This is a genomic window from Vreelandella lutescens (assembly GCF_014640815.1).
In the GTDB taxonomy this organism is placed as follows: domain Bacteria; phylum Pseudomonadota; class Gammaproteobacteria; order Pseudomonadales; family Halomonadaceae; genus Vreelandella; species Vreelandella lutescens.
This window is the reverse complement of the sequence record NZ_BMHM01000005.1, coordinates 253,943-265,486: the sequence shown is the minus strand read 5'-3', so window position 1 is coordinate 265,486 and position 11,544 is coordinate 253,943. Positions and strand designations below refer to the sequence as shown.

Sequence of the window (11,544 nt, the reverse complement as noted above, 5' to 3'; positions counted from 1 at the left end):
AAGAGACGCGCGCAATGCTCAGTGTTGGGCCACGGACCCCACGAGCGCTGCCGCGATGGCTACCGTAATAGGAGGCGTGCTTTGAGCGCAGCCAAGATCAAAGTGTTGTGCGTCGATGACTCGGCGTTGATTCGTGATTTATTAACAGAAATCATTAACTCACAGCCTGACATGGAAGTCGTCGCCGTTGCGCCTGACCCCATCGCCGCCCGCGATCTTATCAAGCAACACAATCCCGATGTCCTTACGTTAGACGTTGAGATGCCGCGTATGGACGGTCTCGACTTTCTGGAACGGTTAATGCGCCTACGCCCCATGCCGGTGCTCATGGTGTCGTCGCTAACTCAAAGTGGCTCGGAAATTACCTTGCGGGCACTGGAGCTGGGCGCACTCGACTTCGTGGCAAAACCAAGCTTAGGCATTCGCAGTGGCATGATGGAGTACGCCGACGAAATCGCCGAGAAGCTGCGAGCGGCAGCGCGTTCGCGTCCGCGTCAGGCGCGTCATAAAAACACTCCGCCACCGAGCCAGCTAAAAGCTCCCATGGTGTCCAGTGAAAAGCTGATCATTATTGGTGCCTCGACAGGGGGAACGGAAGCGATTCGCGCGGTGCTAGAACCGTTACCCGCTAATGCTCCGGCTATTCTGATTACTCAGCATATGCCGGGTGGTTTTACACGCTCTTTTGCGGAACGATTAGATCGTCTGTGCCGCATTACCGTGAAAGAAGCCACCGACGGCGAGCGTGTGCTGCCCGGGCATGCGTATATTGCCCCCGGTGACCAGCATTTAGAGCTTGCCCGTAGTGGGGCTAACTACGTGGCGCGCCTCAATGATGGCCCGCCAGTGAACCGTCACCGCCCATCCGTGGATGTGTTGTTTCACTCGGCGTCAAAGCACGCGGGTAAAAATGCCATTGGCGTCATTTTGACCGGCATGGGCAAGGACGGTGCGGCAGGCCTGCTGGAGATGCGTCAAGCGGGTGCGCCCACCATCGCGCAAAACGAAGAGTCCTGCGTGGTGTTCGGTATGCCGCGTGAAGCCATTGCCGTGGGCGGCGCTGTCGAAGTCGTCGCGCTAGACGATATACCGTCACGTCTGATGGCGCTGATTGCTGCCTCAGGCCGCGCCCAGCGCGTTTAAAAAACACAATAACAGCCACCGCGTGGGCATATTTTACAAGGGAAGCTACAACAATGACTCGCTTGCTGCGTAACCTCAGTATTCATGTGGCCGTCGTTACGGCGCTCACCTGCTTTGTTGCTCTTATTTTGGTAGTGGCTGGGTTGGGCGTTATGGCCGACCGCAGTGCTCAAAGCAATCTAGCGACGCTCAATTTAATTGGGAACGAGCAGTTGAACGAGCTGAACCGTGCCGATTCGCTGTTAAACCAAGCGATGCTGGCGATGGAAACCGCTTCGAATTTGCTCATGGTGGGGCGCACGCAGCAATCCAACGAGCAGATCGATGTAGCTGCCAACCGTATTGAGCGAGCGGAGCGCCGCTTCAATAGCTTTGCGGCCGCCCCGCGTACCCCTCAAGGGCAGGTTCTGGGCGGTGCGGTGGATGATAACTTCCATACCGTTCTCGACCTGGTGAAGCAGCAGCACGCCAGTTTTGAGTTTATGGATATCAACACCTTCAACCAGCTACGTGGTGAGCTTGCGCAGCCACTAAGTGAGCTGGCTGAAAGCACCACGGTGTTTGTGGAGTACGCGTTTAGCCGTGTTGAGACAACTCGCGCTGAGGCTGAGTCCCAAGGGAATACCTTCACCCTCATCAGCGCGTCAGCAGTAGGGCTGGCGCTCCTCGTGACGCTGGCTATTTATATCGGTTTACGCCGTACCGTCATTGCTCCGCTAAACAGCGCCGTAGAGCGGCTTGATCGCATTGCCCAGGCGGATTTGACCCAGCCGCTGCCAGAGGCGGGTAAAAACGAAATTGGCCGTTTGTTTTCTGCCATGGCCACCATGCAGCAAAATCTCAGCGCCACCGTTATGCGGGTACGGGAAGGGAGTCGTGAGATTCACCACGGCACCCGTGAGATTGCGAGTGGCAATGCGGACCTTTCATCGCGCACCGAGCAGCAGGCAGCGTCGATTCAGCAAACAGCGGCCAGCATGGAGCAGATGACGGCGACCGTGAAACAGAATGCGGACAACGCCCGCCAAGCCAGCACCCTCGCGGCAGACGCCTCGACCACGGCCGAGCAAGGCGGTGAGGTGGTGCAGCAAGTGGTAAATACCATGCATGGCATTTCTACCAGTTCGCAGAAAGTGGCAGACATTACCAGCGTCATTGATTCCATTGCCTTCCAGACCAATATTCTGGCCCTCAATGCTTCTGTTGAGGCAGCAAGAGCGGGCGAGCAGGGGCGTGGTTTTGCGGTAGTGGCGGGCGAGGTGCGCAACCTTGCCAGCCGCAGCGCCGATGCGGCAAAAGAGATTAAAACGCTGATTGAAGCGTCTGTTAGCCAAATCAACCAGGGCTCTTCTCTGGTAGAAAAGGCGGGGCAGACGATGACGGATGTCGTGACGGCTGTTCGTCGCGTAACAGATATTATGGATGAGATATCCGCAGCGTCTCAAGAACAGAGCGACGGTATTGAGCAGGTTAGCCAAGCCGTTGGCCAGATGGATCAAGTGACCCAGCAAAACGCATCGCTTGTACAGCAAGCGTCAGCGGCGGCAGCGTCGCTGGAAGAGCAGGCCAATCGTTTAGAAGAGGCCGTGGCCGTTTTTCAGGTGCAGAGTGCCCAGAATTCCCGCAGCACCCTGGCGGCAAAAAGCACGACCGCCCACGAGCCAAGTAACACAGCACCAGGCAAGCCTTCAGCTAAGCCTGTTGCTGAGCTGCCGACGCGCCGCATGGCGACCCAACAGCAGCACGACGAGTGGGAAGAGTTTTAACCCTGACTGAATTCACAGTCACCCAATACATGATGTTAGTGAGAGGATGACCCATGGCCGATAAGAACATGAGCTTCTTAGTAGTAGACGACTTCCCCACCATGCGCCGGATCGTCCGCAGCCTGCTAAAAGAGCTCGGCTTTACCAACGTTGATGAAGCAGAAGATGGTCAAGACGCGCTAAACAAGCTGCGTGCCGGTAACTTTGAGTTCGTTGTGTCGGACTGGAACATGCCGAACCTAGACGGCTTGGAGATGTTGAAAGAGATCCGTCAGGATGATGCGTTGAAAGACCTGCCTGTCTTGATGGTGACGGCGGAAGCGAAAAAAGAGAACATCATTGCTGCCGCACAAGCGGGCGCCAACGGTTATGTCGTCAAGCCGTTCACTGCCGCCACCCTAGAAGAGAAGCTGAATAAAATCTTCGAGAAAATGGGTAAATGACGCGGCTGAGCCAAGGTGCTCGGTTAACGAGGAGACAACACAATGAGTCAGAATGAGCAGGGTGGTTCTGCCCAACTGTCCGAAGAAGCCGCAGAAGACCTGATCTTTCGCATTGGCAAGCTGACCCGCATGCTGCGCGATAATATGCGCGAGCTCGGCTTAGACAAAGAGATTGAAAAGGCAGCTGAAGCGATCCCCGACGCCCGTGACCGACTGCACTATGTGGCGACGATGACCGAGCAGGCCGCTGACAAGGCGCTAAACGCGATAGATCGCGCGCAGCCGCTACAAGACCAGCTATCTGAGCGTGCGGAAGCACTCGACAAGCGGTGGGCCGAGTGGTTTGAGGCTCCCAAAGAGCTCGACGAGGCGAAGGTGCTGGTTAAAGAGACGCGCACCTACCTGAGCGATGTACCTGCCATTACCTCAGCGACGAACAAAGAGCTGATGGACATTATGATGGCCCAGGACTTCCAGGATCTTACCGGTCAGGTCATCAAGAAAATGATGGACGTGATCCGTGAGATTGAGCATCAACTGGTGCAGGTGCTGATCGACAACGTTCCGGGTGCCGAAGCGCGTGAAACCATGCAGCGCAGAGCAGAAGATCAGTGGAAAAATGAGAACGCCCGTCGCAACGAAGACCTTCTCAATGGACCGCAGGTAAAAGAAAACGCCCCCGATATCGTCACCGGCCAGGATCAGGTAGACGACTTATTGGACGAATTAGGCTTTTAATGCCGGGTTATTAGCACATTGTAAGTCGCCGCATCTGGCAAAATAAGACCTCCGCTCAGCCGTCCTTTAGGGCGGCTGAGCTTATGGTATGCCTTATTTTGGTCAACCGACCACTCGCTAGCCGGATGACATCATGGCCGATAACGACAGCGACCAGGAAAAAACCGAAGAGGCCACGCCCAGGCGCTTGGATAAAGCGCGGGAAGAGGGGCAGGTGCCTAGGTCCCGAGAGCTGACGACCTTTATGATGCTGCTTGGGGGCGTGATTGGTTTATGGAGCATGGGGCAGATGCTCTACAACCAGCTGGGTATGGTCATGGAGCAGGCCTTTTTGTTTGAGCGTCGCCATGCCATGGAAAGTACGCCGATGCTGGTCAATGCGCTGGACCTTGGCCAGCGCACCCTGATCGCAATGCTTCCGCTGTTTTTACTGTTCACGGTGATAGCATTGGTGGCACCCGCACTGCTGGGGGGCTGGCTAATTTCCTCAAAATCGCTGCAGCCTAAATTCTCAAAGTTGAACCCTATTAAAGGCTTAAAACGACTGTTTTCTGCCCAGGCGCTGGCGGAACTGGCGAAAGCCATTGCCAAGTCGGTGCTGGTGGGAAGCGTCGCGTTTAGCTTTTTATATTTTAATATTGGCAAGTTTTTGGGGCTGATGGATCAGCCTGTACAGCAGGCATTGGTCAGCGCGCTGAATATGGCGGCGCTCGCGGCAGGGCTTATCGTCCTGTCATTAATCGTGGTGATCCTGATTGATGTACCGTTTCAGCTGTGGAATAACGCGAAACAGCTGCGTATGACCAAAGAAGAGGTCAAACGAGAGCATAAAGATTCCGAGGGTGACCCCCACGTTAAAGGGCGCATTCGCCAACAGCAGCAAGCCATGGCGCGTGGACGCATGATGAGTAAAGTCCCTGAAGCGGATGTCATCATTACCAACCCGACGCATTATGCGGTGGCGCTGGTGTATCAGGAGGGCCGCATGGGCGCTCCACGGCTAGTCGCAAAAGGGGCCGATGCCGTGGCGGCTCGGATTCGTGAGATTGGCCAAGAGGCGGGCGTGCCGCGATTGGAAGCAGCGCCTTTAGCCCGTGCCCTGTATCATCATGTCGACTTAGAGGCCGAAGTGCCTGCAGAGCTGTACACCGCCGTGGCTGAAGTGATGGCCTGGGCCTACCGCCTGAAGCACGTTGCACAACAAGGAGGCGAGGTGCCCCCCACTCCCGATAATTTACCGGTTCCCCCGGAAATGGAAAGTCCCGGCCGTCGTGCCGATGGCAATGAGGCGCAACCATGAAAGGCTTAAGCCAGTTGATCAATCAGCGACCCTGGATGAACGACGTGAGCATGAAGCTGCTCGCTGGCCCGCTGCTGATTTTAATGATTTTGGGCATGATGATTCTGCCCCTTCCACCGTTCGCGCTTGATCTCCTGTTTACCTTTAATATTGCACTGGCGATTATGGTGCTGCTGGTCAGTATGTTCGCTGAAAAGCCGCTCGATTTTGCTGCTTTTCCAGCGGTACTGCTGTTTACCACGCTGCTGCGACTCTCCCTTAACGTGGCCTCTACCCGAGTGGTACTCATGGAAGGCCACGAAGGGGGAGACGCCGCGGGTAAGGTGATCGAGGCCTTTGGTACCTTCCTGGTGGGGGGTAACTTTGCGGTGGGTCTGGTGGTCTTCTTAATTCTGGTGATCATCAACTTCATGGTTATCACTAAGGGTGCCGGGCGGATTGCCGAAGTCGGCGCTCGCTTTGTGCTGGATGCCATGCCCGGTAAGCAGATGGCGATCGATGCCGACCTGAATGCCGGCTTGATTGGTGAAGAGGACGCTAAAAAGCGCCGTGCCGAAGTCGCACAAGAAGCGGACTTCTACGGCTCTATGGACGGTGCCAGCAAATTCGTCCGCGGCGACGCCGTCGCCGGTTTGGTCATCATGGTGGTCAATATTATTGGCGGCCTACTGATTGGTATGATGCAGCATGACATGGGCTTTGCCGATGCCGCGCGTACTTACACATTGCTGACGATTGGCGATGGCCTTGTGGCACAGATTCCCGCCTTGGTCATTTCGACCGCCGCAGGCGTCACTGTTTCTCGCGTAAATACCGATCAGGACGTTGGTCAGCAGATGATCAGCCAGCTGTTCGTGAACCCTCAGGTCATGATTCTGGCGGCGATGGTGATGGGCCTGCTGGGCATGGTGCCGGGCATGCCCAACTTTGTCTTCTTGGTGTTTACCGCGCTGCTGGGTGGGTTAGCGTGGTACCTGATTCGCCGTAAAGAGCAAACTCAAGTAAAAGAGGAGATCTCCGCTGCGCCCCCGCAGCTGCAAGAGACTCCCGAGGCCAGTTGGGAAGATGTACAGCTGGTAGATACGCTGGGGCTGGAAGTAGGTCATCGTTTGATTCCGCTGGTGGATTCGCGTCAAAAAGGTGAACTGCTTGCCCGAATCAAGAGCGTGCGTAAGAAGTTTGCCCAAGAGGTAGGCTTCCTGCCTCCCGTGGTGCACATCCGCGATAATTTAGAGCTGCCACCCAATACCTATGTGCTCTCCATGAAGGGAGCTGAGATTGGGCGTGCCGATGCGCAGCCGGGTAAATGGCTCGCCATTGACCCAGGCCAAGTGTCTGGTGAGCTCCAGGGTACGCCAACGCAAGACCCCGCCTTCGGTCTGCCAGCGGTATGGATTGATGCTAACCAGCGGGAGCATGCCCAGGTCTATGGTTACACGGTGGTCGACGCAAGCACGGTGATTGCCACGCATCTTAACCATCTGCTGCATCGCCACTCACCCGAAATGCTAGGTCGGCAAGAAGTACAAAAGCTGCTGGATAAACTGGGAGACGATCAAAAAACGCTCGTCGAAGAGGTTGTCCCCAAAGCCATCTCTCTCACGGTGTTGCAGCGTATTTTGCAGAACCTTCTCGATGAAGATGTCTCGATTCGCGATATGCGCACCGTGCTGGATACGCTGGCGGAGTACGCGGGACAGCAAAAAGATCCAAACGAGCTCACCGCACTGGTACGCATTGCGTTGGGGCGTGCCATCACGCAGCAGTGGTTTGCTGGTCAGGAAACGCTGAATGTGATGGGGCTGGATGCGCAGCTTGAGCAGGTATTGATGCAAGCCATGAACGGCAACGGGGCGATGGAGCCAGGGCTAGCGGATACGCTAATGAATCAGGCGCAGCAAGCGCTAGAGAAACATGAAGGCAGTGGGGAAGCGCCGGTGCTGGTTGTTCAGCACTCACTGCGGGCAGTGCTGTCGCGCTTTCTGCGTCGCCGTACACGCCATTTAGTGGTGATGTCTCAGGCGGAAATTCCCGATGACCGAACCCTGCGCGTCACCACCCTGGTAGGTGGCCGTTAATGATCATGGGCACACAGGCAGCCGCCTTTCACGTTTTGGCAACAGGTGAAACATGAGCGTTAGACGTTTTGTCGGAGCAAATAGCCGCGACGTAATGCGCCAAGTGCGCGAAGTGCTGGGTGACGACGCATTGATCGTTGCTAACCGCCGTACTGAAGGCGGCGTTGAAATTCTCGCCATGGCCGACGATGCCGTTGACCAGTTTGACCCATCGCCCAGCGTACCTGCGCAGCCCGCCAGCGTGACGCCTGCTCCGGTACCTGCGTTTTCGCTGCCTAAGCAGCCTGACCCCCTAGAAGCAATGAGCGAGCGACTGCTGCGGGAAATGCAGGATATGCGCGAACTGCTCTCTCGCCGACAGCCTGTCGCCGAGCCCCAACGCGGCACCCAAACCACCTATGAGCAGTGTCAGCAACTGCTGGCGCGGGTTGGTTTTAGCGCAGAGCTCAGCAGCGAAGTCTTGGAAGCGCTGCCTGATGAGCTAATGACGCCAGAAGGCAATAGTGACGCCGCGATGGCGTGGCTGCGCGAACAGCTAATGGCGCGTCTAAACGTGCTGCACCACGAAGCCAGCTTTTTTGATCAGACCGGTATTGTCGCGTTGGTTGGCCCAACCGGCGTGGGGAAAACCACCACCACCGCTAAGCTGGCCGCGCGCTTTGTCATGCGCCACGGCACGCGCCCGGTAGCGCTAGTGACGACCGATAGCTTCCGGATTGGTGCCCACGAGCAGCTACGTATCTACGCACGGCTGTTGGATACGCCCATGTACGCGCTGGACGTAGAGCAGCCCATTGATGAACTGGTGGGTCGGCTGCAGGGTAAGCAATGGGTCATTATTGACACCGTGGGGATGAGCCAACGGGACCAGCGGGTGATTGAGCAAATCGCCCATTTGCAGGGAGGTCAGTCGACCGTCCGTCTGGTGCTGCTACTCAACGCCGCCAGCCAGCCGGAAACGCTGGAAGAAGTCGTGATGCGTTACCGTCAGGCGGCGCGAGCCGCTGGCGCAGAGCTGGACGACTGTATTATTACTAAGCAGGACGAGGCCGGCCGGCTTGCTCCCGTCCTGGATATTGTCATGCGTCATGGCATGCGCGTGCTGTTTGGCTCCCACGGCCAACAGGTGCCAGAAGACATGGCCGTTGCGACACCGCAAGCGCTGATCGACCAAGCGCTATCGGCCCGCGCATCTCACAGCGGCGCACCGGCGGCTACTGCACCGATGAGCTTGCCCCGCTGGTCGCGGGATGTGTTGGGCCAAGGGCGCAGACTCTCCTCTGTGTTGATTCGTCTGCGTCAGCGGGTTGCCGATTTTCATCGTTTGGAAGCGGCGTGGGATATTGCGGCGTTACCAAGCGTCGTGCAAAGCCAGCGCTTGGACGAGTTGTTGACAGGAACCGAGGCTACCCATGACGCGATGGGGGTGGTGTGGTCTCCCCGTCGTAATGAGCGAGGCTGCGACTGGTCGATGCCGGATATAGCACTCAATGATCAAGGCGCTTGGCTGGCGCTGACCCGGTTGCAGCATCGCCAACCGGCGGGTTGGCAGCCGCGTTTAGCACGTTGCTCGACGGAGATCGCGGTACACCTACTGCCTGTGTTGCCGGAACCTGACGCAGTGGCATGGTTAACGGCGCAGCATCTGACCTGGGTCAGTGCGGTGCCCGCTAGCCAGCGAGTACACTGTCAAGGCGAGCGTTGTACCCTGCGTACGCTCTTTCAAGAGAGTACATTGACACACAGCGTGGCCATTCGCTTCCGTGGGCAGAGCGTGCAGTTATTCACGGCTTATGTAGAAGCCCAGGATGCCTCGGGTAATGCGGTGCTGGCTTGGGTGGGTGATATTTGTGATCCTGAATCTTCCAAGCGGATAGGACGCCGCTACTGGCTCACGCCCGCCCACTTAGGAAGCGATGTCTTGACGCTGCTGATCACTCAGCTACAGAGCGACGGGCTGTCTGCGCTGACCAAACGTGCGTGGCAGCAGCTAAAGGACGCGGATGGTGGCGAGGTGAGCAGCGAACTTCGCCTGATGATGGCCAGTGGGGCGGCGGCGGTCGCCGGTCACTTAGATAGTGCCGAAGACGACGATGCCCAAGCGCTACGAGCGGACTTGATGCGCTTGCTGGGGACTCAGCGCAAGCGGCGTGACACCGCGCTGTTGGATGCGTTGGCGCATGTGCTGATGGCGCGCGATGCTATCCGCCAGCTTGGCAGTGTTAGTCGGGAGGGCGTCGTATGAGTGGTCAGGATCAGGCAGCGGGCCTGCGCAAGTGGGCCGACTTACAGCGCCAGCAACGTGATGCAGAGGAAGACCCCAGCGGTGTGGAAAGTGACGAGGCGGCTCCTGCGGCTGCCGTCACTGCCGAGGAAGCGGCTGCCCACGCCCAAGAAGCCATGGCACCGACGATTGCGGCGGCCGCTGAGCCTGCCACTGTCACGCCACCGCGTCCTAAAAGGCCGCTGGTCGTCGTGGGGTTGCCTCATGCAGGGGCGGCTCAAGTGGATAAGGTACGTGGGCGGCTGGGGCAGTGGTCTGCACTAGGGCGTCAGTGGGCCGGAGACCCGCAGGATTGGGAGATCCAAGTGGTGATGGCGGACAGCCCATCGTTGGCAGCGTTAACAAAGGAGCGCTCCCGCTGGGCGTTATGGATCAGCAGCGATGCCGAGGCGTTTGCCACGATGTATCGCGTGTTGCGCCAGCTGCGCGACCATGGCGGCCCCCGGCAACTGTTAGCACTACACGAGCCGCATCTGCCGCGTCAGGGGCTGCTCGATAATTTACGCGATGCCGCCGCTCACTATTTAGATATTGAACTCCTATTGCTGGCGCGTTAGCGACGGGCTGTCAGAAGGGGAAATGATGCAGCATAGGTGCCAGCGTATGATGCCATGTGTGTTACAGATGTTGATAAAAGCCGCAAAGTTGCTGACAGTAAAAAGAGTGACAAATGTCGTCGTCACGCTGAGTTTTACCATCGCAGCGTTGGGTGCACAGGCAGCTCCAGGCAGTTGGAGCAGTCAAGCCCCAGGGGTGATGGTGGCGATGAGTGACCGCACCAGCAACAGTCAGGCGATAGCGCCGCCAGCGGGCATCCCGCTTAGCAATGCGACGCTGTCGAGAATTCAATGGCGCTTTGAGTCACCGCCCAGCACCCCTGTCAACGCATGGCTATGTCATCCTGAGCGCTGCGTGGCACTGTCAGGGATGCGTGGCAGTACCACGGCTCTGGAAGGAATGCTGGCGAATGCGCCGCTGCACTTTCGATTTGCGCTCTCGCCTGGCCAACGCCCGGTGCGTGTCCAAGGGTTACAGGTGATAGTGAACTATCAGTAAAGGTCGTTTAGCCGCGAGGCACGAGGATGTATACAGCACAAGGCAGGATCAAACAGAGTGAGCTGTTAACTCAATACATGCCACTGGTGAGACGTCAGGCCTTAACGCTGCAGGTAAGGTTGCCCGCGAGTATTGAACTTGATGATCTGATCCAGGCGGGGATGGTGGGGCTACTGGAAGCGCTTGGCCGCTTTGATGCTGCCCAGGGGGCAACGTTTGCCACCTTTGCTAGCCAGCGGATTCGGGGTGCCATGATGGATGAGCTGCGCACCCGAGACTGGCTGCCCCGTAGCGTGCGCCGCTCCGCACGGGCGGTGGATGATGCGGTACGGCGTTTGGAGCAACGGTTTGGTCGCCCGCCGGAAGAGGGTGAAGTAGCGCGAGAGCTTGAGATGCCGCTGAGTGAATATCAGCAGCTGCTCAACGATACCAATAGCGGCCAATTGCTGCCCTTTGAAGAGTTAGTGGCCGATGGTGGTGAGCCCTCAGGGGATGATGCGGGCAATCGTCTCTTTGACCAGCTGCTGGATGCTCAGCAGCGGCAAACGCTGATTGAAGCTATTGAGGCCCTGCCCGAGCGTGAAAAGTTGTTAATGGCGCTGTATTACCAGGAAGAGATGAATTTAAAAGAAGTGGGAGCGGTGCTTGGTGTTACCGAATCTCGGGTATCCCAGCTGCACAGTCAGGCGGTTAGCCGCTTGCGCGCCCGTTTGCATGAACACGATTAACCCCTTTA

The 11,544-nt window shown here is 57.4% G+C and carries 10 protein-coding genes; all 10 read left to right on the top strand.

Going from position 1 to position 11,544, the window contains the following annotated elements; all coding sequences use genetic code 11:
* The first annotated feature begins 81 nt into the window (after window positions 1-81).
* The 10 genes from IEW65_RS14345 (at window position 82) to IEW65_RS14300 (ending at window position 11,536) form a co-directional block, all read left to right on the top strand.
* Window positions 82-1,143 (top strand): protein-glutamate methylesterase/protein-glutamine glutaminase, encoded by a 1,062-nt coding sequence (locus tag IEW65_RS14345; protein ID WP_188640125.1) that lies wholly within the window; start codon window positions 82-84, stop codon window positions 1,141-1,143.
* A 53-nt stretch (window positions 1,144-1,196) separates the two neighbouring features.
* The gene (locus IEW65_RS14340; RefSeq protein ID WP_188640124.1) at window positions 1,197-2,909 is read left to right on the top strand and encodes a methyl-accepting chemotaxis protein; all 1,713 of its coding nucleotides are present in this window, start codon (window positions 1,197-1,199) and stop codon (window positions 2,907-2,909) included.
* A gap of 53 nt (window positions 2,910-2,962) precedes the next feature.
* Window positions 2,963-3,352, top strand: coding sequence for a chemotaxis response regulator CheY (gene cheY, locus IEW65_RS14335; RefSeq protein WP_139527816.1), 390 nt, complete (start codon window positions 2,963-2,965; stop codon window positions 3,350-3,352).
* Window positions 3,353-3,394: 42 nt separating this feature from the next.
* Window positions 3,395-4,090 (top strand): protein phosphatase CheZ, encoded by a 696-nt coding sequence (cheZ, locus tag IEW65_RS14330; RefSeq protein WP_188640123.1) that lies wholly within the window; start codon window positions 3,395-3,397, stop codon window positions 4,088-4,090.
* A gap of 133 nt (window positions 4,091-4,223) precedes the next feature.
* Entirely contained in the window at window positions 4,224-5,390 is a 1,167-nt protein-coding gene (gene flhB, locus IEW65_RS14325; protein ID WP_188640122.1) for a flagellar biosynthesis protein FlhB, read from the top strand.
* Window positions 5,387-7,468, top strand: a complete 2,082-nt coding sequence (flhA, locus tag IEW65_RS14320) for a flagellar biosynthesis protein FlhA (RefSeq protein ID WP_188640121.1) — start codon at window positions 5,387-5,389, stop codon at window positions 7,466-7,468. The genes flhB and flhA overlap by 4 nt, the downstream gene beginning before the upstream one ends.
* Window positions 7,469-7,520: 52 nt before the next feature.
* Window positions 7,521-9,713: a flagellar biosynthesis GTPase FlhF gene (gene flhF, locus IEW65_RS14315; RefSeq protein ID WP_188640120.1), complete on the top strand. Its 2,193-nt coding sequence runs from the start codon at window positions 7,521-7,523 to the stop codon at window positions 9,711-9,713.
* Window positions 9,710-10,309: a C15 family peptidase gene (locus IEW65_RS14310; protein ID WP_188640119.1), complete on the top strand. Its 600-nt coding sequence runs from the start codon at window positions 9,710-9,712 to the stop codon at window positions 10,307-10,309. The genes flhF and IEW65_RS14310 overlap by 4 nt, the downstream gene beginning before the upstream one ends.
* Window positions 10,310-10,415: 106 nt before the next feature.
* The gene (locus IEW65_RS14305; RefSeq protein WP_229755573.1) at window positions 10,416-10,808 is read left to right on the top strand and encodes a flagellar protein FlhE; all 393 of its coding nucleotides are present in this window, start codon (window positions 10,416-10,418) and stop codon (window positions 10,806-10,808) included.
* 26 nt (window positions 10,809-10,834) lie between these two features.
* The gene (locus tag IEW65_RS14300; RefSeq protein WP_188640118.1) at window positions 10,835-11,536 is read left to right on the top strand and encodes an RNA polymerase sigma factor FliA; all 702 of its coding nucleotides are present in this window, start codon (window positions 10,835-10,837) and stop codon (window positions 11,534-11,536) included.
* Window positions 11,537-11,544: the final 8 nt, after the last annotated feature.

Bases quoted from the DNA above. Each gene is read 5' to 3' on its own strand.
- flhF (WP_188640120.1), top strand. From the start codon at position 7,521: ATGAGCGTTAGACGTTTTGTCGGAGCAAATAGCCGCGACGTAATGCGC.
- cheY (WP_139527816.1), top strand. From the start codon at position 2,963: ATGGCCGATAAGAACATGAGCTTCTTAGTAGTAGACGACTTCCCCACC.
- cheZ (WP_188640123.1), top strand. From the start codon at position 3,395: ATGAGTCAGAATGAGCAGGGTGGTTCTGCCCAACTGTCCGAAGAAGCC.
- IEW65_RS14340 (WP_188640124.1), top strand. From the start codon at position 1,197: ATGACTCGCTTGCTGCGTAACCTCAGTATTCATGTGGCCGTCGTTACG.
- flhA (WP_188640121.1), top strand. From the start codon at position 5,387: ATGAAAGGCTTAAGCCAGTTGATCAATCAGCGACCCTGGATGAACGAC.
- IEW65_RS14300 (WP_188640118.1), top strand. From the start codon at position 10,835: ATGTATACAGCACAAGGCAGGATCAAACAGAGTGAGCTGTTAACTCAA.
- IEW65_RS14310 (WP_188640119.1), top strand. From the start codon at position 9,710: ATGAGTGGTCAGGATCAGGCAGCGGGCCTGCGCAAGTGGGCCGACTTA.
- flhB (WP_188640122.1), top strand. From the start codon at position 4,224: ATGGCCGATAACGACAGCGACCAGGAAAAAACCGAAGAGGCCACGCCC.